A 22,446-nucleotide genomic window follows, 5' to 3' on the forward strand; every position below is an offset into this window, starting at 1 on the left:
GCTGCGATCTTTTGATCCTGATCTTTCAACAGCAAGATCAAAAGATCGCAGCCTTCGGTAGCTCCTACAGGTGAAGCGGTGGGGGCGAAAAATTCTCCCCCTACACGTTTAAGCGTAGCTTTCGATCGACGGGCAGGCGCAGACCAGGTTGCGATCACCGAAGACGTTGTCGACGCGACCGACCGGTGGCCAGTACTTGCCTTCGATCAACGATGCAACCGGGTAAACGGCCTGCTCGCGGCTGTACGGGTGAGTCCACTCGCCAACCAGTTCCGCCGCAGTGTGCGGGGCGTTCTTCAGTGGGTTGTCGTCCTTGTCCAGCGTGCCGTTTTCCACCGCGCGGATTTCTTCGCGGATGCGGATCATGGCGTCGCAGAAGCGGTCCAGTTCTTCCTTGGATTCGCTTTCGGTCGGCTCGATCATCAACGTGCCGGCGACCGGGAACGACATGGTCGGGGCGTGGAAACCGAAGTCGATCAAGCGCTTGGCGACGTCATCGACGCTGATGCCGCTGCTGTCTTTCAACGGACGCAGATCCAGAATGCACTCGTGCGCCACCAGGCCGTTGCTGCCGGTGTACAGCACTGGGTAATGCTCTTCGAGGCGACGGGAAATGTAGTTGGCATTGAGGATCGCCAGTTGCGACGCGCGCTTCAGACCGGCGCCACCCATCATGCGAATGTACATCCAAGTGATCGGCAGAATGCTTGCGCTGCCGAACGGTGCCGCGCAGACCGCACCTTCCTTGCGCTCCATCTGGCCGTGGCCTGGCAGGAATGGGGTCAGGTGCGATTTGACGCCGATCGGGCCGACGCCCGGGCCGCCACCGCCGTGCGGAATGCAGAAGGTTTTGTGCAGGTTCAGGTGCGAGACGTCGCCGCCGAACTTGCCCGGTGCGCAGAGGCCGACCATTGCGTTCATGTTGGCGCCGTCGATGTACACCTGGCCGCCGTTGTCATGAATGATCCCGCAGATTTCGCGGATACCTTCTTCGAACACGCCATGGGTCGACGGGTAAGTGATCATCAGCGCAGCGAGGTGTTCGCGGTGCTCGATGGCTTTGGCGCGCAGGTCTTCGATGTCGACGTTGCCACGGGCATCGCACGCGGTCACGACAACGCGCATGCCGGCCATGTTGGCGGTGGCCGGGTTGGTGCCGTGGGCGGACGACGGGATCAGGCAGATGTCGCGGCGTTCATCGCCACGGCTCTGGTGATAAGCCCGGATCGCGAGCAGACCGGCGTATTCACCCTGCGAACCGGCGTTCGGTTGCAGCGAGATCGCGTCGTAACCGGTGGCGGCGCAGAGCATCGCTTCCAGTTCGTCGGTCAGTTGCTGGTAACCGGCACTTTGCGCGGCCGGGGCGAACGGGTGCAGGGCACCGAATTCAGCCCAGGTCACCGGGATCATTTCGCTGGCGGCGTTGAGTTTCATGGTGCACGAGCCCAGCGGGATCATGGTGCGATCCAGCGCCAGATCCTTGTCCGCCAGTTTGCGCAGGTAACGCATCAGCTCGGTTTCCGAGTGATAACGGTTGAACACCGGGTGGCTGAGGACCGGCGACTGGCGAACCAGCGACGCAGGAATGGTGCTTTGCACGGAAGCGGCGAGGGCAGCGAAGTCCGGCAGAGTTTTGCCGTCGGCGAACAGGCCCCACAGGGTTTCGATGTCCGCCTGGGTGGTGGTTTCGTCGACCGACAGGCCCAGACGCTGAGCGTCGATCACGCGCAGGTTGATCTGCGCAGCGTGCGCCTTGTCGTGCAGTACGGCGGTGTGTGCGCCGGTGGCTACGGTCAGGGTGTCGAAGAAGTTGGCTTGTTCGACGTTTGCGCCCAGCGCGGTCAGACCCTTGGCCAGAATCGCGGTCAGGTGATGCACGCGGTTGGCGATCTGCGTCAGGCCTTTCGGGCCGTGGTAGACGGCGTACATGCTGGCGATGTTGGCCAACAGCACCTGCGCGGTGCAGATGTTCGACGTGGCCTTCTCGCGACGGATGTGTTGCTCGCGGGTCTGCATCGCCAGACGCAGTGCCGGCTTGCCGAAACGGTCAACCGAGACACCGACCAGACGGCCCGGCATGTCGCGTTTGAACGCATCTTTGGTGGAGAAGTACGCCGCGTGCGGGCCACCGAAGCCCAGTGGCACGCCGAAGCGTTGTGCCGAACCGATGGCGACGTCTGCGCCGAACTCGCCTGGGGCGGTCAGCAGGGTCAGGGCCAGCAGGTCAGCGGCCACGGCTACCAGTGCGTTGGCGGCGTGGAAGCGTTCGGTCAGTTCGCGGTAGTCGAACACATCACCGTTGCTCGCCGGGTATTGCAGCAGGGCGCCGAAGAACGGCGTCACGTCGGTCAGTTCACGCTCGTCGCCCACTACTACGTCGATGCCCAGTGGCTCGGCACGGGTGCGCAGTACGTCGAGGGTTTGCGGGTGGCTGTGGATCGAGGCGAAGAATTGGTGGCTGCCCTTGTTCTTGCTCAGGCGTTTGCAGAAGGTCATGGCTTCGGCAGCGGCGGTGGCTTCGTCGAGCAGCGAGGCGTTGGCGATCGGCAGGCCGGTGAGGTCGCTGATCATGGTCTGGAAGTTCAGCAGCGCTTCGAGACGGCCCTGGGAAATTTCTGGCTGATAGGGGGTGTAAGCGGTGTACCAGGCTGGGTTTTCCAGCAGGTTGCGCAGGATCGGCGACGGCGTGTGGCAGTTGTAGTAGCCCTGGCCGATGTAGGTCTTGAACAGCTGATTTTTGCCGGCGATCGATTTGATCATCGCCAGGGCATCGGCTTCGCTGAGGCCGTCATCCAGGCCGAGCACGCTGGTGCCCTTGATGCTTTCCGGGATGACGCTGGCGCTCAGAGCTTCGAGGGAATCGAAGCCGAGGCTGTTGAGCATGGCTTGCTCGTCACCGGCGCGCGGGCCGATGTGACGGGCGATGAATTCGTTGGCGGTGCCGAGGTTGATTTGGCTCATGTCGGTATTCCTCAGGCTTCGGCTTGGGCTTTGATCAGACGGTCGTACGCGTCCTGATCGAGCAATTTGCCGACAGCGGCGGCGTCGCTTGGCTGGAAGCGGAAGAACCAGCCTTCGCCCAGCGGATCTTCGTTGACCAGTTCCGGGCTGTCTTCCAGCGCCGGGTTAACTTCCAGTACGTCACCGTCCAGAGGCATGTAGACGCCGCTGGCGGCTTTTACCGATTCCACGGTGGCGGCTTCGGCGCCTTTTTCGTAGGCCTGCAGCTCTGGCAGTTGCACGAACACCACGTCGCCCAAGGCGTTCTGCGCGAAAGCGGTAATGCCGACAGTAACGCTGCCGTCAGCTTCGGTGCGCAGCCATTCGTGATCTTCAGTAAAACGCAACTCGCTCATGGAAACTCCTCAGGGGGCCAGACTCGTCTGGTGGACGCGGTGGAAAGCGTGGGCGGGGAATGCCCTTATTTATGAGGGGATGAATAGCAAGAATGCGGCCAAGGTTGATTTATGATTATAAATCAATGAGTTGAGTGATTTTATAGAGTAGGATTCAGTGGTGGGTGTAGCGAAATCGCTACAGCCTGGGGCGGGGAGAAAAGCTGAACCGGATCAAAGCCTTGCACAGCGGTGATCAGAAGCGTGTGTAGCGATATCGTTCCGCTGTAGCGCTTTCAGTACAGGTGGAGGTCGTTTTTAACGCAGAGCGAAGGACTGTTGCAAAACCTGTGGGAGCTGGCTTGCCAGCGATAGCGGTGGGTCAGCCAACATTGATGTCGAATGTGCTGCCGTCATCGCTGGCAAGCCAGCTCCCACAGGGTATGAGGTGTTTTCAGGGTTTGTTGGGAATGCCGTATTTGCGCAGGCGATGGGCGATCGCGGTGTGCGAGGTCTGCAGGCGGCTGGCCAGTTGGCGGGTCGAGGGGTAGCTGACGTAGAGTTTTTCCAGCAGCGTTTTTTCGAAGGATTCGACCGCTTGTTCAAGGCTATCGACGTCGCTGTCGGTTTGCCGCGCGACCGAAGTGCCCGCAATGTCGAGATCGCCAATATCCACCAGGCTGCTCTCGCAAATCGCTGCCGCGCGGAAGATCACGTTCTGCAATTGCCGCACGTTGCCCGGCCAACGGTTGCCGAGCAATGCAGGATAAGTCCCCGGTGCGAGGCGGCAGACCGGGCGCTGTATCTGCGCGCAGGCCTGCTGCATGAAGTAACGCGCCAACAACAGAATGTCCTGGCCGCGTTCACGCAGCGGCGGCACTTCAACATTGAGCACGTTGAGGCGGTAGAACAGGTCTTCGCGGAACAGGCCTTCGCCGACCATCTTTTCCAGATCGCGGTGGGTCGCGCTGAGGATGCGCACGTTGACCTTCACCTCGCGATCACCGCCCACTCGGCGGAAACTGCCGTCGTTCAGGAAGCGCAGCAATTTCGCCTGCAAGTACGGCGACATCTCGCCGATTTCATCGAGAAACACCGTGCCCTGGTTGGCCAGTTCCATCAGCCCCGGTTTGCCGCCACGCGCCGCACCGGTGAAGGCGCCGGGGGCGTAGCCGAACAGTTCGCTCTCGGCGAGGTTTTCCGGCAGCGCGGCGCAGTTCAACGCCAGAAAAGGCGCGCTGTGCCGCGCACTGATCGCATGGCAGGCGCGGGCAACCAGTTCTTTGCCGGTGCCGGTTTCGCCTTGAATCAACAGCGGCGCATCGAGGGCCGCGACGCGTTGAGCGCGGGCCTTGAGGGTGCGGATCGCCGGCGATTCGCCGAGCAGCGCATCGAAACCTTCGGCATGGTCGTGGTGCAGCGCCGAGAGTTGTTCGCCGATGCGGTTTGGCTGATACAGCGTCAACAGCGCGCCGGCATCGGTGATCGGTGTGGCGTCGAGCAACAAGGTCTGACCGTTGACGGTGATTTCGCGCAGCGGCAAACGGAAGCCGTGTTCGAGCAAAGTGTCGAGCAGGCCGGGATCGTTGAACAGTTCAGCGACGCTTTCACCCGCGGGTTCGCGACCGTACAGCGCGATCAACGCCGGGTTGGCCAGCAGCACCTTGCCGGCGCTGTCGAGGGCCAGCACCGGGTCGGTCATCGCCGCCAACAACGCATCGAGCTGCAAGTGCCGACGCTGGCCGGGGAGGATGTCGACCACGGTCACTGCTACAACGCCGAGCACGCGAAACAACGCATCTTTCAGTTCTTCGAGCACTTGCGGGCTGAGGGTCGGCGCATCGATGTAGACGTTCGGCGGGATCATCTCCACCGCATCCAGATTGAGGTTGCGCCCACCGAGGATAGCCAGGACTTCCTGGGTGATGCCGACGCGGTCGATGAAGCTGACGTGAATACGCATGGGGCGGTTCAGTGATCTGCAGAGCGGAGGGTGGCAAGTATGCCTTGGGGCGGGCTAATGGTGAAATCTGTGTCCTGCGCTGATCGTTCCCATGCTCCGCGTGGGAATGCATCCCGTGACGCTCTGCGTCACAGCGGACGCGGAGCGTCCGTGGCGGCATTCCCACGCAGAGCGTGGGAACGATCAATCTTGAGGACTATTCGAAATGCTCGGGATTGACCGGATCCCCGGATTGCATGTTCAACTTCTGCCGAATGTCTTCAAACATCAAATCGTAATGCTTGTGCACCGAACCGATCTGGCTGTGCGCCTTGGGAATCCCGTACTTCTCGGCGATCCGGGTCACGTCGCGGGCGAAGTTGTAAGCCTCTTCCTTGGGCAGGAAAAACGTTTCCTTCATGTCCTTGCCTTGCATGCTGCCATGCAGGGTGAACTGGATCCCTTTGCCTTTCTGCGGATCGGTGAACACTTCATAGTCGAGATGCACGTTGTAATTGACGTCATCGTCAGTCAGCGCGTGCCGCTCGATATGCAAATGACCGGGTTCAAACTGGGCCATGGTTTTCTCCTTTCAAGGCATGGGAGAAGGGCAGACCTCGGGCCTGCCCCCGGAGTTTCTAATTATCGGTAAGTGATGCCCGGCTTCGCGGTAGTCACGCGCGTGCCGGCAGTGCCCTGGACGATGGCTTCGATGTCCGCCAGCGAACCGATCACCGCGACCTTGCCAGTATGGCGCGCAAATTCGCAGGCTGCCTGCACCTTCGGCCCCATGGAGCCGGCGGCGAAACCGAGGCGTTCGAGTTCATCCGGGTGCGCTTCGGCGATGCCTTTTTGCGTGGGTTTGCCGTAATCGATGAACGCCGCGTTGACGTCCGTGGCGATCACCAGCAAGTCGGCTTCCAGTTGCTCGGCGAGCAGCGACGAGCACAGATCCTTGTCGATCACCGCCTCGATGCCCTTGAGGTTGCGGTTCTCGTCATACATGGTCGGAATGCCGCCGCCACCGGCGCAGATCACGATGCTGCCCTTGTCCAGCAGCCACTTGATCGGACGGATTTCGAAGATGCGTTTTGGTCGTGGGCTGGCCACCACACGACGATACTTATCGCCGTCCGGCGCAATCGCCCAGCCTTTTTCGGCGGCGAGTTTTTCTGCTTCGGCCTTGTCGTAGACCGGGCCGATCGGCTTGGTCGGGTTCTTGAACGCGGGGTCGTTGGCGTCGACTTCAACCTGGGTCAGCAGGGTGGCGAACGGCACTTCGAAGTCGAGCAGGTTGCCCAGTTCCTGTTCGATGATGTAGCCGATCATGCCTTCGGTTTCGGCACCGAGCACGTCCAGCGGGTAAGGGGTGACAGAGGTGTAGGCCGCCGCTTGCAGCGACAGCAGGCCGACTTGAGGGCCATTGCCGTGGGCGATGACCAGTTGGTTGCCGGCATGGATTTTGGCGATTTGCTCGGTGGCGATGCGGATGTTGGCGCGCTGATTGTCAGCGGTCATCGGTTCACCACGGCGGAGCAGGGCGTTACCGCCCAGAGCTACGACGATACGCATAATGCATGTCCTTTTCGTAGTGATCGTTCCCACGCTCTGCGTGGGAATGCCGCCACGGACGCTCCGCGTCCGCTGTGACGCAGAGCGTCACGGGATGCATTCCCACGCGGGAGCGTGGGAACGATCATGGATAAGCAGTGGTTACAGATCAGCGAGGGTCGAGACCAGGATCGCCTTGATTGTGTGCATGCGGTTTTCCGCTTGCTCGAAGGCGATGCAGGCGGGCGACTCGAACACGTCGTCGGTCACTTCGATGCCGTTTTTCAGGTGCGGATACTGTTCGGCGATTTGCTTGCCGACTTTGGTATCGCTGTTGTGGAACGCCGGCAGGCAGTGCATGAACTTGGTGCGCGGGTTGCCGGAGGCTTTCATCAGCTCGGCGTTGACCTGGTACGGCAGCAGTTGCTGGATACGCTCGGCCCAGGCTTCAACCGGCTCGCCCATCGACACCCAAACGTCGGTGTGAATGAAATCGACGCCTTTGACCGCGGCTTTCGGGTCTTCGGTCAGGGTGATGCGCGCACCACTTTCTTCGGCGTACTTGTTGCAGCGCTCGACCAGATCATCCAGTGGCCACAAGGCTTTCGGCGCGCAGATGCGCACGTCCATGCCGAGTTTGGCGCCGATCAGCAGCAGCGAGTTGCCCATGTTGTTGCGCGCATCGCCGAGGTAGGCGTAGCTGATTTCATGGATCGGCTTGTCGGCGTGCTCACGCATGGTCAGCACGTCGGCGATCATTTGTGTCGGGTGATATTCATCGGTCAGACCGTTGAACACTGGCACGCCGGCAAACTTGGCCAGCTCTTCGACGATTTCCTGTTTGAAGCCACGGTACTCGATGGCGTCGTACATGCGCCCCAGCACGCGGGCGGTGTCCTTCATGCTTTCCTTGTGACCGATCTGCGAAGAGTTCGGATCGATGTAGGTGACGTTGGCGCCCTGGTCATAGGCCGCCACTTCGAACGCGCAGCGGGTACGGGTCGAGGTCTTTTCGAAGATCAGGGCGATGTTGTTGCCCTTCAGGTGTTGCTGCTCGGTGCCGGTGTATTTCGCGCGTTTCAGATCGCGGGACAGGTCGAGCAGGTAACGCAGCTCACGTGGGGTGTGGTGTTCCAGGCTGAGCAGGTTACGGTTGTGAATGTTGAACGCCATGATGATTCTCCTTGGATTCGGTAATCGGCCCGGCCGCTACGGGGTGGGTGCGGCCGGGGAGATGGTCGTTTAGTAATCGATTGGGTCGCGGATGATCGGGCAGGTCATGCAGTGGCCGCCGCCACGGCCTCGGCCCAGTTCACCGGCGCTGATGGTGATGACTTCCACGCCTGCCTTGCGCAGCAGGGTGTTGGTGTAGGTGTTGCGGTCGTAGCCGATGACCACGCCCGGTTCCACGGCCACCACGTTGTTGCCGTCGTCCCACTGCTCGCGTTCAGCGGCGAAGCTGTTGCCGCCGGTTTCCACCACGCGCAGCGCTTGCAGATTGAGGGCCTTGGCCACGGTGTCGAGGAAGCTGCCTTCTTCGCGGCGGATGTCGATGCCGCCCTGTTTGCTTTCGTCAGGGCGCAGGGTGAAGGCGACGATCTGATTCACTACCTCAGGGAAAATCGTCACGAGGTCGCGATCGCAGAAGCTGAACACGGTGTCGAGGTGCATCGCCGCGCGTGATTTCGGCAGGCCGGCGACGATGACTTTTTCCACGGCTTTGTTCTTGAACAGGTTCAGCGCCAGTTGCCCGATGGCCTGACGGGAAGAGCGTTCGCCCATACCGATCAACACCACGCCGTTGCCGATTGGCATGACGTCGCCACCTTCCAGCGTCGAGCTGCCGTGTTCCTTGTCCGGGTCGCCGTACCAGATTTCGAATTCGGCGTTGGTGAACTGTGGGTGGAATTTGTAGATGGCGGTGGCCAGCAGCGTTTCCTGACGTCGCGCAGGCCAGTACATCGGGTTCAGCGTCACGCCACCGTAGATCCAGCAGGTGGTGTCGCGGGTGAACTGGGTGTTCGGCAGCGGCGGCAGAATGAAGCTGGAGTGGCCGAGGAAGTCGCGGAACATCTGGATGGTCTTGCCACCAAAGCTGTCCGGCAGGTCATCGGCGGAAACGCCGCCAATCAGGAATTCGGCGATGTGCCGTGGCTCGAGGCTCTTCAGCCAGGACTTCACTTCGCTGATCAGGCCCAGACCCACTGAGTCAGCGGTGACCTTGCGCTCCAGGATCCAGTCCAGCGCTTCCGGGATGGCGACGATGTCGGTCAGCAGGTTGTGCATTTCCAGTACATCGATGCCGCGTTCACGCATCTTGGTGACGAAGTCGAAGTGGTCGCGCTTGGCCTGGGCAACCCAGAGCACGTCATCGAACAGCAGTTCGTCGCAGTTGTTCGGGGTCAGCCGCTGATGGGCCAGACCTGGGGAGCAAACCATGACTTTGCGCAGTTTGCCGGCTTCGGAATGTACGCCGTACTTAACTTTTTCCGTGGTCATTGCAGTGATCCTCCAGATTACAAATCAAGGGTTACAAAGTCAGGAAGCCGTCGTAGAGACCATAGGCAGCCACCAGGGCGCCAATGACCACAGCGGCGAAAAGCAGCTTCTCGACATGGGTGAAAATCGGTTGTTTGAGTTCCAGCTTGGCTTTGGCGAACAGGATCGCGCCAGGTGCGTAGAGCAGGGCCGAAAGCAGCAAGTACTTGACCCCGCCGGCATACAGCAGCCACACCGCATAGATGAGCGCGATGCCGCCGATAATCAGATCCTTGCGCCGTTCGGCAGCAAAGCCTTCGTAGGTTTCGCCGCGCACCGCCAGCAGCAGCGCGTAGGCCGCCGACCACAGGTACGGCACCAGAATCATCGAAGTGGCGAGGTAGATCAGCGACAGGTAAGTACTCGCCGAGAACAGGGTGATGATCAGGAAAATCTGCACCATCGCGTTGGTCAGCCACAGGGCGTTGACCGGTACGTGGTTTTCGTTTTCCTTGCGCAGGAACTCCGGCATGGTGTGGTCTTTGGCGGCGGCGAACATGATCTCCGCACACAGCAGCACCCACGACAGCAGTGCACCCAGCAGCGAGATGATCAGACCGACGCTGATCAACACCGCGCCCCAGTGACCGACCACATGCTCAAGCACGGCGGCCATCGACGGGTTCTGCAGTTTCGCCAGTTCCGGCTGAGTCATGATGCCCAGCGACAGCACGTTCACCAGCACCAGGAACAGCAGCACGGTGATGAAGCCGATCACGGTGGCCTTGCCGACGTCGGAGCGTTTTTCGGCGCGGGCGGAGAAGATGCTCGCGCCCTCGATGCCGATGAACACCCACACGGTGACCAGCATCATGTTGCGCACCTGGTTCATCACGCTGCCCAGGTCCGGGTTTTTCACGCCCCAGATGTCGGCGGTGAAGATGTCGAGTTTGAAGGCGAAAACCGCGATCAGGACGAACAACACCAGCGGCACAACCTTGGCGACCGTGGTCACCAGGTTAATAAACGCCGCTTCCTTGATCCCGCGCAGCACCAGAAAGTGCACGGCCCACAGCAGCACCGACGCGCCTATTACGGCGGCAACAGTATTGCCTTCACCGAACACCGGGAAGAAATAGCCGAGGGTGCTGAACAGCAAAACGAAGTAACCGACGTTGCCCAGCCAGGCACTGATCCAGTAACCCCAGGCCGACGAGAAACCCATGTAGTCGCCGAAACCGGCCTTGGCGTAGGCGTAGACACCGCCGTCCAGGTCAGGCTTTCGATTGGCGAGGGTCTGGAAGACAAAAGCGAGGGTGAGCATGCCGACAGCGGTGATGGCCCAACCGATGAGTACCGCACCGACGTCGGCGCTGGCGGCCATGTTTTGTGGCAAAGAGAATATCCCGCCACCGATCATCGAGCCGACTACCAAGGCAACCAGTGCACCTAGTCGTAGTTTTCCGGGAGCTTCAGACATTGCATGACTCCATTGCAGGAGAGAAGAGATCACAGCGTAGTTCTGTTGTCTGCTCAGTTAGCTGACTTAGATCAGTGCATGGTCACATTCCATTGTTAATGAATGACTTAGGAAACCACTACAGGCATAAGGCTATCTTCTGAAATGCCCGTGATAGAGGCTTTCTGGTGATGTTCTTGGGAATGGCTATTATTACTTTCGAATTATCACGCTAGTTCTTTTTCAGGTTTTGGCAAATTTTCCGCCTCTGTTTTCAGTACAGAATTGATTTATTAGGATCAGCGCACAAAACTGTCTTAGCGTGTTAGGCGTTAGCGTCATCCGCTATATATAAATGGGCGTTAATCAGCGTTACCTGATAAACGTCATCTACCTTTATCCGTTTAGTTAATAGTTGTTACAAATAAACTATCGTCACACTTTTCAAGGAGATTTGAATGTCGCAACCGACGCAAAAGCTGCGCCTTGGTGCGTTGATCGCCCTGGTGGTGGGTTCGATGATTGGCGGGGGGATTTTTTCGCTGCCGCAAAATATGGCGGAACGCGCCGATGCCGGGGCGATTCTGATCGGTTGGGGCATTACTGCCATCGGCATGTTGACCCTGGCGTTCGTGTTCCAGACCCTGGCCAACCGCAAGCCGGAGCTGGACTCCGGTGTCTACGCCTATGCCAAGGCCGGGTTTGGCGACTACATGGGTTTCTCGTCGGCGTGGGGTTACTGGATCAGCGCCTGGCTGGGCAACGTCGGCTATTTCGTCCTGCTGTTCAGCACCCTCGGTTACTTCTTTCCGGTCTTTGGCCAAGGCAACACGCCGATCGCCATCGGCTGTGCGTCGGTGTTGCTGTGGGCTGTGCATTTTCTGGTGATGCGCGGGATCAAGGAGGCGGCGCTGATCAATCAACTGACCACGGTGGCCAAGGTCGTACCGCTGATCATGTTCATCGTCCTCGCGGCGGTGGCGTTCAAGGCTGATATCTTTACCCGCGACATCTGGGGCACCAGCAATCCGAATTTCGGTGGGGTGATGGATCAGGTGCGCAACATGATGCTGGTCACCGTGTTTGTGTTCATCGGCATCGAAGGCGCCAGCGTGTACTCGGCGCGGGCCGAGAAACGCAGCGACGTCGGCCGCGCCACGGTGATTGGATTTATCGGTGTGCTGGCGTTGCTGGTGCTGGTCAACGTGCTGTCGCTGGGGATCATGAGCCAGCCGGAACTGGCCAACTTGCAGAACCCGTCGCTGGCGGCGGTGCTCGAGCACATTGTCGGGCCGTGGGGTGCGTTGTTGATCAGTATTGGTCTGGCGATATCCCTGCTCGGTGCGTTGCTGTCGTGGGCGCTGCTGTGTGCGGAAATCCTTTTCGCCACGGCAAAGGACAAGACCATGCCGGCGTTCCTGACCAAGGAAAACAAGAATCACGTGCCGGTCAACGCGTTGTGGCTGACCAACACGATGATCCAGATTTTCCTGCTGATCACGCTGTTCTCGGCGGGGACTTACACCAGCCTGATTTACCTGGCTTCATCGATGATTCTGGTGCCGTACCTGTGGTCGGCGGCGTATGCAGTGCTGCTCAGCGGGCGTGGCGAAACTTATGAACACGCCTCGGCCGAACGCACCAAGGATCTGCTGATCGGCGGCATCGCCCTCGTCTATGCGGTGTGGTTGTTGTACGCCGGCGGAGTGAAATATTTGCTGCTGTCGGCGTTGCTGTATGCGCCGGGGGTGATTCTGTTTGCCAAGGCCAAGCATGAGGCGGGCGAGCCGTTGTTCACCGCTGTGGAGAAGGGCATTTTCACCTGCGTGATCATCGGCGCGGGGCTGGCGGCTTACGGGTTGTACAGCGGTATATTGTCGTTGTGAGGTTGGCGCTGGTTTATCAGCCACCAAGCCAGCTCCCACAGGTTATGTGTACTCGCTTAACCTGTGGGAGCTGGCTTGCCAGCGATGAGGCCCGAACAGTCGCTACCAATTTGGGTTGTGTGAACCCAAGTCTGTGGCCGGCAGCGTCCACTGAATCGGCGTACCGCTGATCTTCACCGGCAGCTGCAACCGGTGCGCCGGACCCCATGGGGTCTGTTCCACCTGCACGCTTTGATCCTGTTCATCTTCGGCGCGCAGCGCTTCGGTTGTCCCCGCTCCAGACTCGATCAACAACGTCGCCGTACGCGCCAGTGACAGTCGCGCAGAGCCGCCTCGACCGGTCTTCAAACGCTCGGTCAAAAGTCCAATCGCACTCGCCGCCATCAAATATCCCGTCGCATGATCCAGCGCCTGCACCGGCAACGGCGTCGGTTTATCGGCCTGCTGCCAGCGCATTCCGGCCTCAGCGATGCCGCTGCTCATCTGCACCAGGCTGTCGAAACCCCGGCGGTTCTGCCATGGGCCGCTCCAGCCATAAGCGTTCAGGCACACATCGCTCAGCCCCGGCGCCAGTTGCCGGCGGCGTTCGCTGCCGAAACCAAGATGTTCCAGTGCATCGGCGCGGTAGCCGTGCAACAGGATGTCAGCGTCCTTCAATAGATGTTCGAACACTGCACTATCCGCCGGATTTTGCAGATCCAGCCGCGCGCAGCGTTTGCCGAGGGTCATTTCCGGCACCACACCGGGCTCGTTCCAGGTCGGCGGATCGATGCGCAAAACATCAGCCCCGAGCCCGGCGAGAAAGCGGCTGGCGGTGGGGCCGGCGAGCACGCGGGTCAGATCCAGCACCTTGATACCGGCCAGCGGTCGCTCGACTGAGCCTCGCCACGGTTGGCGCTTTTCATCCGGCGAATCGAGAAAATGCACCAGCGGCTCGGCATTCACCGCTAACCCCTGCGGATGGTTTTGCCACTGCGCCCAACTGCGCATCTCGGCGGCACAGCCCTTGGCCTCGACCACCGCTTGCTCCAGATCGGTGCTGGTCCATCGCGCAACTTTCGCGGCCATGGCTGCACGGTCAGCGCAGGCACCGAGCACACGTTCGGCAGCGGCGCGGTGATGTGGGGCGTTGGTGTGCAGACGAATCCAGCCGTCCTGCGTGGCGTAGTCGCCGGCGATCGGGTCCCACAACGGCGGCACTTGCCAACCGACGGGGCGCAGCGAAGTAGAGAACCAGAACGAAGCCAGACGACGGTCAACCTGCACCTCAGGCAGGTGGCCGGTTTGCTCGCGGATCAATTCGCTGACGGCCTGACCGGCAGCGGCCATGCTGGCGCAGGCCAGGTCAGTCACGGCGAACGCCGAGGGCAGGGCGCCATGGGCGGTGAACGGAATCGAGGTATGGGGCAAGCCGAGCCCGGCTTGAATGGACGTGAGTAAATCAGTCATCGAAGGCCCTCCGGAGCGAGAGGGCGATGATAGTGCAAAAGCATGTCGGGTCAGATGAAATCCCCGATTGCAGAGGTGCCACTTGACCCTGTGGGAGCTGGCTTGCCAGCGATAGCGGAGTGTCAGTCAGCAATGTACTGACTGATCTTCCCCCATCGCTGGCAAGCCAGCTCCCACAGTGATGTGTGGTGATTTCGGATCGGGGTCAGACCCGGAACTGATCCATCAACTTCATTTGCTGACTGGCCAGGGCATTGAGCTGGCTGCTGATCGCCGCTGATTCAGTGGCTTGCTCAGTCAGCGTTTCGGTGACGGTACGAATCGCCGACACGTTGCGGTTGACCTCTTCAGCCACCGCACTCTGCTGCTCAGCCGCACTGGCAATCTGCAGGTTCATGTCGCTGATCACCGTCACCGCGTCGCTGATCTTGCCCAGCGCATCGACGGCCTGGCGAATCTGCCCGGCGTTGTTGTGCGCCTGGGTCTGGCTCGAGTGCATGGTCGCGACCACGCCTCGGGTGCCGGTCTGAATGCGCTCGATCACCACGCGAATTTCTTCCACCGAATCCTGAGTGCGTTTGGCCAGGTTACGCACTTCGTCGGCGACCACGGCAAATCCACGCCCGCTCTCACCGGCACGCGCCGCTTCAATCGCTGCGTTGAGCGCCAGCAAGTTGGTCTGTTCGGCGATGCTGCGGATCACTTCCAGCACCGAGCCGATCTGCTCGCTGTTCACCGCCAGCGCTTCAACCTCGGTCACCGCTTTGCTGACTTCATCGGCCAGTTGGTTGATGTCGCGGGTGCTGCGCTCGATGATCGACATGCCGTCCTTGGCCGACTGATCGGCGCCTTTGGCGGCATTGGCAGCGTTCGAGGCGCTGTTGGCAACGTCGTGGGCGGTGGCGCTCATTTCGTTGGACGCGGTGGCGACCTGGTCGATTTCGCGGAACTGCACCTGCATGCCTTCGCTGGTCTGGCGGGCGATTTCCGAAGACTGGTCAGCAGTGCCACGGGCCTCGGTGATGCTCTGTTTGATCTGGGCGATGGTCGGTTGCAGCTTGTCGAGGAAGCGGTTGAACCAGTTCACCAGTTCGCCCAGTTCATCTTTTTTGCTGTAGTTCAGGCGTTGAGTCAGATCGCCTTCGCCGCTGGCGATGTTTTTCAGCATCTCGGCGACGCTGTTGATCGGGCGGGTCACGCCCGAGGCGGTGAGCCAGATCAGCAGCAGGCCGATCAGACCCGCAACCACGGCCACCAACAGCGCGGTGATCACGCCGGTTTCCTGGGCGTCATCGAGCACCGCTTGCAGCTTGACCGAGTCGGCCAGCAGCACGTGTTTCGGCAGGTCAATGACCACGCCCCAGGCACGCGAGTTGCCAATCGGGTCGACCGGGTACACCGCACGAATCAGATCGCCCTGTTCGAGAATCTTCGGGGTGCCGGAGGCGAGCAGTTGCAGCACATCCTGGCCATCGGCGCCGAGGGTGTCGCTGATCTTTTTGCCGACCTTGGCCGCCTCCGAACTGTCGGCACCGAGCACGCCGCTGCCGGAGACGATCAACATGTGCCCGGCGTTGTTGAACAGATTGCGTTGCGACTCGACAGCGGCCGCTTGCAGGGCGTCGAGGGCGATGTCGATGCCGACCACGCCGATGGCTTTGCCGTCGACCATCAGCGGCACGGAAATGGTCGTCATGAGCATTTCCTTGCCACCGACCGTGTCGGCATACGGGTCGAGCAGGCAGGTACGCTTGTTGTCGCGAGGGCAGGTGTACCAACTGTTGTACGGCGTGCCGCTGACGCTGAGGGTGGTCTTGGTCAGGTCTTCTTCGACCATGATCGTGTTCAGCGAAGCACCGGCCGCACGGCTCCAGTAGGTGGCGAAACGACCGGCTTCGTTGGACTGGCGGGCGGCGTCGTTGGCGAATTCGCTGTCCTTGCCGTCGAGGCCGTTCGGTTCGAAAGCGAGCCAGATGCCGAGCACTTTGTCGTTACGCTCGAACGCGGTTTTCAGGCTCAGGTTCAACTCTTCGCGCAAGACACCGGCGTCCAGCGAACGCTTGGCGGCCATCACCCGCATGTCCTTGATCTGATCCGCTACGGCAGTGATCACCGTCAGGCTTTCGCCGAAGGTCTTCTGCACCCGCACCGCTTGTTCGGCGGCTTTGGCCTGCAGCAGGTTTTGCACACTGGCCGTGAGCAACTGGTTGCTGGAGGTGCTGACCAGTTCGTCGTTCTGATTGGTCTGGTAGATGTTCATGCCGACGATCAGCGCGACCACACCGAGCAGGCACAGGCCGGAGAGCAGGACGATTTTCAGGCGAATGGAAAGAGAGTCGAACATGGGGCGATCTCGCGAATGAATAAACGGGTGGCATGCGGGCATGAAGTACCCGGCCAAATCCATTCAGCGCCATTCCATGCTCATCGGCGTGGATCGAAAGCGCATGAGGCGGCTGCCGACGGACGGTCAGCGCTAAACGTTTGCGCAGGGGAAAGTGCTGAAAAAGGGGAAAATTACAGTGATGTTTCAATGCTGTGAACGGTGCATGACCGGCCATCGGCAAACTTTTCGCAGTTGATCAAACAGGTTTTGAAAGGGATTCGGGGCGCGACCAGATCCATAGGTTACCCAGACTCATCCCGGCAATCGCCAGATAGATCGGCCAGCCGTGATCGAGCATCACCAGCATCAGCGTTGCGCAGAGCAACATGCTCAACGTGGCGCTGACCTTGGCCTTGCGCGCGATGATCTTGCCATTGCGCCAATTACTGAGGATCGGCCCGAACAGCCGATGGTTTTCCAGCCAGGCACTCAGGCGCGGCGAGCTGCGCGTGGCGGCCCAGGCGGCGAGGAGGATGAACTCGGTGGTCGGCAGGCCGGGCACGACGATGGCGATCAGGCCGATGCCGAGGCTGACATAGGCCAGCAGGCCGAACAGCACGCGGGCGATTTTCGAGGAGGCTGGTTGCGGCATGGGCTCGGGATTGCTGTGAGGCGAGATGGGAATCTTACAGACTTACGCAGATCACTGTGGGAGCTGGCTTGCCAGCGATAGCGGTCGATCAGTGCCTACAAAGTTGACTGACATACCGCCATCGCTGGCAAGCCAGCTCCCACAGGGTTTGTAGTGTGTCGGGAATCAGGCCAATTCGGCTTCTGTGGCGTAAGCCTGTTCCAGCAACACGGTGAAGCGGTTGAACGCGTCGATCGCGCCTTGCTCGACTTCAGCTTCTTCTTCAGCGCTGAACTTCAGCGAATCAAGAGTGCGCACGAAGCACTTCCAGCCTTCAGCGCGGCCACCTTCTGGCTCACCGAGGTGACGGGCGCCGAAGGTTTCGCTCAGCTCCAGCGCCACGGCGCGTTTGATCAGGAACGCCGCGCCAAGCTTCGAACCTTCGGAAACAAAGATCCAGCCCAGTGCGCGGGCCTTGCTCGGATTTTGCACCGCGCCTGCGACCGGCGTCGGCACTTCGGTGTCGAGATCCGCCAGGTCAGCCTTGGCCGCTTCGGCGCGGCAGCGTGCCGGCAGATCCGCGACGATGGCGGTCAGTTCGGCATCGTTGTACAGATCGACCAGTTCCGACTGGAACAGGTATTGCGCGACGACGAAACGGGCGAAGTTGGCGCGGGTCTCGAACGGCGCGTGCGCCTTCACCAGCGCATCGAGTTTGCTGTGCGGCTCATGGGTGATCTGGTTCAAGCGTTGCGAACGCAGGGCAGGGCGTTGTTCGGTGTCTTGAGCGGTCATGGGGAAATCCTTGATAAAGAGAGGCGCTTGCTAACGAGACGAACAAGAAGACGTGCAAGCGTAAAAAAACCTCACGGCGCGGTGGATGAACACGCGCCGCAAGGTCGGTTGGATCAGATGTCCCAGATCAGGTTGATCGCGAAGTTGCGGCCCGGTTGGGTCAGGCGATCAAGGTTGGCCGGTTGCGTCACCGACGCCTCGCCGACGCTGTCGTAACCGCGCACGTCATCCCACAGCCAGTATTTCTTGTCGGTCAGGTTGTAGATGCCGCCGCTGACGGTGACGTCGTCGGTGACTTTGTAATAGCCGGCCAGATCAAGAATGCCGAAGCCCGGGGTTTTGAACTGGCTGCTGACGCCATCCGGCGACTTGAAGTTGCTGTCGTCGACGCGATCCTTTTTCTTCACCACGGTCCAGCTCAGCAGGCCGCCGTAGTTGTCCTGGTCGTAACCCAGACCGAACACGCCGGTCAGCGGATTGACGCTGTTGATCGGCTCGCCGGTGTCGTTGTTGCGGCCGTAGGCGTAGGCGATCGAGCCCTGGGTGTAGAGGCCTTGCGGCGCGCCGAACGCATCCAGATTCAGACGACCTTTGACTTCCGCACCCTTGATGGTGGCGTGCTTGATGTTGCTCGACTGGAAGGTCAGCTCGTCGTAGCCAGGGGTAACGGCGTCTTCGTTGATGAAGTCGCGGTACTTGTTATAGAACACCGCCACGTCGAACGAGCCTTGCTCGAAGTTGCCGCGCAGACCGGTCTCATAACTTTTGCTTTTTTCCGGTTCCAGATCCGGATTAGGCGCGACGTTGTAGCCGGTGGTGGTGTTTTCGAAGCGGCCGTACAGGGCTTTCGCGGTCGGGGTGCGGAAGCCTTCGGCGTACTGACCGTACCAGGTGTAGTTCTCGGTCAGGGCGTAGGTCAGGCCGAATTTTGGCGAGACTTTATGCCAGGTCTTGTTCTCGTCGCTGACGGTGCCTTGGCCATCGGCGGCGACGGTGTTGAGGAATTCCTGAGTGATGTGCGGCTTGAGCTGGGTGTAGTCGTAGCGCAGGCCCGGCAGGAAGGTCCAGTTGTTCCAGCTGATCTGATCCTGGGCGAACACGCTGTAGGTGTTGATGGTCGGATCCGGGAAGTCCGTGGCCTTTTTCAGTACGTCAGCGGCACTCGTCGCACCAATGGCCGTGCAGCCGCGACCGACCGCCAGGCACTTGCCGTCGCCGCTGCGCGAACCGGTGACTTTCTGTTGCTTGAGGGTGGTGCCGTAGGTCAGCACGTGATCGGTGTCGCCGAGGGCAAACGCCTTGTCCAGTTGCGCGTCGAACACCCACTGCTTTTCTTCGTAAATCGTGTCGCGAGTACGCAGCACTTTACGAGTGATCGGGTAGTAGAACTCTTCGGTGCTCTGGTCGGTCTTGGCGATCTGGTGGTTGAGGCTCCACTTCACGTTATCGACCAGCAGGCTGTCGAGGGCGAACGAGTGTTCGAGGCCGAAACGCTCACGGGTGATGGTGTCGTTGCCGGTGCGCCACTGGTACATGCCGCCGGGCAGTACGCTGTTGGGAATCGTTGGGGCGCCGGCGAAGTACGGGCCGCCGTAGGCACTTTTCTGATCGGTATCGCGATCATCCTTGTACTTTTCGTAAGTCAGGCCAAGGCGCGAATCGTCGTTGTAGTTCCAGCCGACCTTGGCCAGCACGTTGTAGGCATTGACGTCTTCCGGGTTGGCGGCGGTGCGTTCCAGACCCGTGCCGTTGTTGCTGCCGTAGGAATCGGTCTCGTGGCCGTCGCGCTGGCTGTAGTGCAGCAACCCGTCGAACTGGTCAGCACGACCGGCGACGGTGGCGGATTTCAGCCAGCTCTCGTCGGCGGAGCTGTAACCGCTTTTCAGGCGTGCGCCGACGTCTTTGCCGGGCTTGATGATGTCATCCGCATCGAGGGTGTAATAGCTGACGGCGCCGCCGATGGCGTTGCTGCCGTACAGCACCGAGGCCGGGCCACGGAGAATTTCCACGCGCTTGATGATTTCCGGGTCAACGTAATTGCGCTGGGTCTTGGCGTACGGGCCGTTGAAGAAACCGTCCGGCACTTCTACACCGTCGACTTGGGTCAGGATGCGGTCGCCGTCGATACCACGAATGTTGTAGCCGCTGATGCCGCCACGGGTGCCGGCACCGCCGACGGACACGCCCGGCTCGTAGCGCACCAGATCCTTGATGGTGTTGACGTTGTTGCGGTCCAGATCCTGCCGGGTCTGTACGGTGACGGTCGCTGGCACGCTATTGACCGACTGTTCCTGACGGGTGGCGCTGATGGTCACCTGATCCAGATTGAGCGTGCCGCTGGCGTTGCGCTTTTCCAGCACGACGTTGTTGTTGCTGATTTTGCGGAAGCTCAGGTTGGTCCCCACCAACAGCCGCTCGAGGGCTTTTTCCGGCGGCAGCGAGCCGCGCACACCCGGCGACGATACGTTCTGCGCCAGTTCTGCCGGCAAGCCGACCTGCCAGCCGGTCACTGCGGTGAAGGCATTGAGGGCTGACACCAGCGGCTGCTGAGCGATGGCGAACGAATAATCACCCATGTTGCGCGCCGGCGGCTCGGTGGCAGCCATCAACGGCGCGGTGCCGGCCATGAGGATGGCCGCGGTCAGCAGCGACAATACGCGGGAAGGGGAAGCAGTCTGGCGGGTAAGGCGAGAGGACATCGATAGCGCTCCGTGTCGCACGAATCTTTATAGGTGCTGATTGACTTCGCGTGATGCGAATCAATTGCATTGGCTATAACGAGACGTACTAACGTCGGCTATCGAGTAAAAATAATTCTCATTTAGTTCAGAATCACCAGCGCCGGAAATTCTTTCAGTTGCGCCGAGGTGATGTGCGCGAGGGAACGAACCACGTCGAGCGGCTGATCGAGACGGTAATTGCCCGTCACGGCAATGTCGGCCAGTTGTTCATTGGTGTTGATGATCCAGCCCGGATAGTAGCGGCGCAGTTCGGCCAGCACCTTGTCGAGCGGGCAGTTTTCGAACACCAGACGACCTTGCACCCAGGCGAGGTCGGTGTTGGCGTCGAGTTTGGCCGGGCGGTCGAAGCCGTTCGGGCCGATGCGGATACTTTCTCCGGCAGTCAGGCGCACGTGTGCGTCGTTGTGCGTGGCACGCAGGTCGACATCGCCGCGCTGCACATTGACCTGCGCCACGCCATCGAGATAACGCACGGCAAACGCGGTATCGCGCACGCTCGCGGTGACCGGGCCGGCATCGATTTCCAGTGGCTGACTGCGACCACTGGCAATTTCGAAAAACGCTTCGCCCTGAAACAACCGGGCAACGCGCTGCTGATCGTTGATCGTGCTGGAGAAGGCCGAATTGGTGTTGAGCAGGACTTTCGAGCCGTCCGCCAGTTGCAGGCGCTGGCGTTCGCCGACCACGGTCAGGTGATCGGCCTGAATGCGCATTGGCAGGTTGCTGAAACTGAACAGGCCGAGGATCAGCACGGCTGCGGTCGCCAGCGGTTTCCAGTGCGGGCGCAGGCGCTTGAGGACAGTGACTTTCGCCGGTTTCGCCGCCAGGGCTTGCGCACACAGGGCGATTTGCGGGCCGTCCCAGATCGCTTGCGCCTTGGCAAACGCCTCGGCATTCAACGGATCGGCCGCCAGCCAGGCGTGAAATTGCCGGGTCTGCTCCTCGTCCGGGCTGCCGAGCACGATGAGCCAGTCCAGTGCCTGGTCCATTGCGTTTGCAGCGTCCTGCACCGAATCCGGCGAAGGCGAGCGGTGGGTGTCCGTCACGGTGTTTCCTCGGGCTTCTGGCGAAGCAGTTTCTAGCGTCAAGCTGCAAGCTGCAAGCCAGATGCGTGTACTGCTTTTCGTTTTTACTTGGAGCTTGAAGCTTACAGCTTGCCGCTGCTGTCGTGTCGTTCGGCGACACCGATGCAAATGCTCATGATCAGCTTCAATTCTTTCTGCACGGTGCTCAGGGAAACGTTCAGCTCGTCCGCGATTTCCTGGTAGCTGTTGCCGTGCAGACGGCTGAGGATAAAGATCTGCTGCTGACGCGGGCTGAGTTGCCTGAGACTCACGTTCAGGCGCTCCAGCATCTGTTCGGCGTGGGCGGCGTCTTCGGCGCTGCTGGCAGGGGCGGCGACACTGTGCACGACATCCTGCGGCACGTCGTCGACCATGGTTCGCGAGTGGATCTTGCGCGCGCGCAAATGATCGAGCGCCAGATTGCGCGCGGTCTGGAAGACAAAAGGTTCGAGGTGATCGATGGCCCGCTCGCTCAACGCCCGCGTCACGCGCAGGTAGGTCTCCTGCAGCAGGTCTTCAGCGGTGCTGTGATTGTTGACCATCCGTTCCAGCGTACGCAGCAGCGAGGTGCGCTGGGTGAGGAAGACGTGATTGAAGCGCGATTGACTCACGGGGGAACCTGATCCATTTCGAGCGAATGATAATGCTTATCATCTAGTCGAATGGTCAAGCCCTGATTTGTCAAAGAAGGGTAAAGGGTTTGCGCGGATCAAATCGTAGGAGCTGCCGAAGGCTGCGATCTTTTGATGTTGGTTTTACAACAAGATCAAAAGATCGCAGCCTGCGGCA

Annotated in this window: 16 protein-coding genes and 1 pseudogene; 1 reads left to right on the plus strand and 16 read right to left on the minus strand. The window is 60.4% G+C overall.

What is annotated here, in order from left to right; all coding sequences use genetic code 11:
• Nucleotides 1-108: 108 nt before the first annotated feature.
• From gcvP to arcD (EJA71_RS14035), 8 genes are all read right to left on the minus strand, one after another.
• Nucleotides 109-2,961, minus strand: a complete 2,853-nt coding sequence (gene gcvP / locus EJA71_RS14000; RefSeq protein ID WP_158957734.1) for an aminomethyl-transferring glycine dehydrogenase — start codon at nt 2,959-2,961, stop codon at nt 109-111.
• 11 nt (nt 2,962-2,972) lie between these two features.
• Nucleotides 2,973-3,356: a glycine cleavage system protein GcvH gene (gcvH, locus tag EJA71_RS14005; RefSeq protein WP_158957736.1), complete on the minus strand. Its 384-nt coding sequence runs from the start codon at nt 3,354-3,356 to the stop codon at nt 2,973-2,975.
• A gap of 433 nt (nt 3,357-3,789) precedes the next feature.
• Nucleotides 3,790-5,298, minus strand: a complete 1,509-nt coding sequence (locus EJA71_RS14010) for a sigma-54-dependent transcriptional regulator (protein WP_158957739.1) — start codon at nt 5,296-5,298, stop codon at nt 3,790-3,792.
• Nucleotides 5,299-5,494: 196 nt separating this feature from the next.
• Nucleotides 5,495-5,857 carry a DUF5064 family protein gene (locus EJA71_RS14015; protein WP_122853998.1) on the minus strand — a complete coding sequence of 121 codons (363 nt, stop codon included), beginning with the start codon at nt 5,855-5,857 and terminating at the stop codon, nt 5,495-5,497.
• Between the two features lie 62 nt (nt 5,858-5,919).
• Nucleotides 5,920-6,849, minus strand: a complete 930-nt coding sequence (arcC, locus tag EJA71_RS14020) for a carbamate kinase (protein WP_053123056.1) — start codon at nt 6,847-6,849, stop codon at nt 5,920-5,922.
• Nucleotides 6,850-6,990: 141 nt separating this feature from the next.
• Entirely contained in the window at nt 6,991-8,001 is a 1,011-nt protein-coding gene (locus tag EJA71_RS14025; RefSeq protein ID WP_158957741.1) for an ornithine carbamoyltransferase, read from the minus strand.
• Nucleotides 8,002-8,070: 69 nt separating this feature from the next.
• The gene (gene arcA / locus EJA71_RS14030; protein WP_158957743.1) at nt 8,071-9,327 is read right to left on the minus strand and encodes an arginine deiminase; all 1,257 of its coding nucleotides are present in this window, start codon (nt 9,325-9,327) and stop codon (nt 8,071-8,073) included.
• A 31-nt stretch (nt 9,328-9,358) separates the two neighbouring features.
• Complete coding sequence (arcD, locus tag EJA71_RS14035; RefSeq protein WP_158957745.1) at nt 9,359-10,786, minus strand: arginine-ornithine antiporter; 1,428 nt, start codon at nt 10,784-10,786, stop codon at nt 9,359-9,361.
• Between the two features lie 437 nt (nt 10,787-11,223).
• On the opposite strand from arcD (EJA71_RS14035), the gene arcD (EJA71_RS14040) reads away from it, so the two are divergent.
• Nucleotides 11,224-12,651 carry an arginine-ornithine antiporter gene (gene arcD, locus EJA71_RS14040; protein ID WP_158957747.1) on the plus strand — a complete coding sequence of 476 codons (1,428 nt, stop codon included), beginning with the start codon at nt 11,224-11,226 and terminating at the stop codon, nt 12,649-12,651.
• 102 nt (nt 12,652-12,753) lie between these two features.
• Here the strand turns inward: arcD (EJA71_RS14040) and EJA71_RS14045 are convergent, their stop codons facing one another.
• From EJA71_RS14045 to EJA71_RS14075, 8 genes and pseudogenes are all read right to left on the minus strand, one after another.
• Nucleotides 12,754-14,100, minus strand: a complete 1,347-nt coding sequence (locus EJA71_RS14045) for a CoA transferase (RefSeq protein ID WP_158957750.1) — start codon at nt 14,098-14,100, stop codon at nt 12,754-12,756.
• 205 nt (nt 14,101-14,305) lie between these two features.
• A complete protein-coding gene (locus EJA71_RS27825) occupies nt 14,306-15,061 on the minus strand; it encodes a methyl-accepting chemotaxis protein (RefSeq protein WP_371919311.1) in 756 nt (251 codons plus the stop codon).
• Nucleotides 15,062-15,211: 150 nt separating this feature from the next.
• Nucleotides 15,212-16,507: pseudogene (locus EJA71_RS27830) on the minus strand (cache domain-containing protein); the annotation flags it as partial.
• 175 nt (nt 16,508-16,682) lie between these two features.
• Nucleotides 16,683-17,078, minus strand: a complete 396-nt coding sequence (locus EJA71_RS14055; protein ID WP_158957754.1) for a YbaN family protein — start codon at nt 17,076-17,078, stop codon at nt 16,683-16,685.
• A 165-nt stretch (nt 17,079-17,243) separates the two neighbouring features.
• Nucleotides 17,244-17,852 (minus strand): biliverdin-producing heme oxygenase, encoded by a 609-nt coding sequence (locus EJA71_RS14060; RefSeq protein WP_158957757.1) that lies wholly within the window; start codon nt 17,850-17,852, stop codon nt 17,244-17,246.
• Nucleotides 17,853-17,965: 113 nt separating this feature from the next.
• Entirely contained in the window at nt 17,966-20,551 is a 2,586-nt protein-coding gene (locus EJA71_RS14065; RefSeq protein ID WP_158957759.1) for a TonB-dependent receptor, read from the minus strand.
• Nucleotides 20,552-20,673: 122 nt separating this feature from the next.
• Nucleotides 20,674-21,639, minus strand: coding sequence for a FecR domain-containing protein (locus EJA71_RS14070; protein ID WP_158957761.1), 966 nt, complete (start codon nt 21,637-21,639; stop codon nt 20,674-20,676).
• 101 nt (nt 21,640-21,740) lie between these two features.
• Nucleotides 21,741-22,268: an RNA polymerase sigma factor gene (locus EJA71_RS14075; protein WP_158957763.1), complete on the minus strand. Its 528-nt coding sequence runs from the start codon at nt 22,266-22,268 to the stop codon at nt 21,741-21,743.
• Nucleotides 22,269-22,446: the final 178 nt, after the last annotated feature.

Origin of the sequence: Pseudomonas sp. PB106, assembly GCF_009764645.1 — a bacterium.
Lineage (GTDB): Bacteria > Pseudomonadota > Gammaproteobacteria > Pseudomonadales > Pseudomonadaceae > Aquipseudomonas.

Excerpts from the sequence above, each read along its gene's own strand:
- gcvP (WP_158957734.1), bottom strand. The coding sequence starts at position 2,961 with ATGAGCCAAATCAACCTCGGCACCGCCAACGAATTCATCGCCCGTCAC.
- EJA71_RS27825 (WP_371919311.1), bottom strand. The coding sequence starts at position 15,061 with ATGCAGGTGCAGTTCCGCGAAATCGACCAGGTCGCCACCGCGTCCAAC.
- EJA71_RS14015 (WP_122853998.1), bottom strand. The coding sequence starts at position 5,857 with ATGGCCCAGTTTGAACCCGGTCATTTGCATATCGAGCGGCACGCGCTG.
- arcC (WP_053123056.1), bottom strand. The coding sequence starts at position 6,849 with ATGCGTATCGTCGTAGCTCTGGGCGGTAACGCCCTGCTCCGCCGTGGT.
- EJA71_RS14010 (WP_158957739.1), bottom strand. The coding sequence starts at position 5,298 with ATGCGTATTCACGTCAGCTTCATCGACCGCGTCGGCATCACCCAGGAA.
- EJA71_RS14065 (WP_158957759.1), bottom strand. The coding sequence starts at position 20,551 with ATGTCCTCTCGCCTTACCCGCCAGACTGCTTCCCCTTCCCGCGTATTG.
- arcD (WP_158957747.1), top strand. The coding sequence starts at position 11,224 with ATGTCGCAACCGACGCAAAAGCTGCGCCTTGGTGCGTTGATCGCCCTG.
- EJA71_RS14055 (WP_158957754.1), bottom strand. The coding sequence starts at position 17,078 with ATGCCGCAACCAGCCTCCTCGAAAATCGCCCGCGTGCTGTTCGGCCTG.
- arcA (WP_158957743.1), bottom strand. The coding sequence starts at position 9,327 with ATGACCACGGAAAAAGTTAAGTACGGCGTACATTCCGAAGCCGGCAAA.
- EJA71_RS14060 (WP_158957757.1), bottom strand. The coding sequence starts at position 17,852 with ATGACCGCTCAAGACACCGAACAACGCCCTGCCCTGCGTTCGCAACGC.
- arcD (WP_158957745.1), bottom strand. The coding sequence starts at position 10,786 with ATGTCTGAAGCTCCCGGAAAACTACGACTAGGTGCACTGGTTGCCTTG.
- EJA71_RS14045 (WP_158957750.1), bottom strand. The coding sequence starts at position 14,100 with ATGACTGATTTACTCACGTCCATTCAAGCCGGGCTCGGCTTGCCCCAT.
- gcvH (WP_158957736.1), bottom strand. The coding sequence starts at position 3,356 with ATGAGCGAGTTGCGTTTTACTGAAGATCACGAATGGCTGCGCACCGAA.
- EJA71_RS14025 (WP_158957741.1), bottom strand. The coding sequence starts at position 8,001 with ATGGCGTTCAACATTCACAACCGTAACCTGCTCAGCCTGGAACACCAC.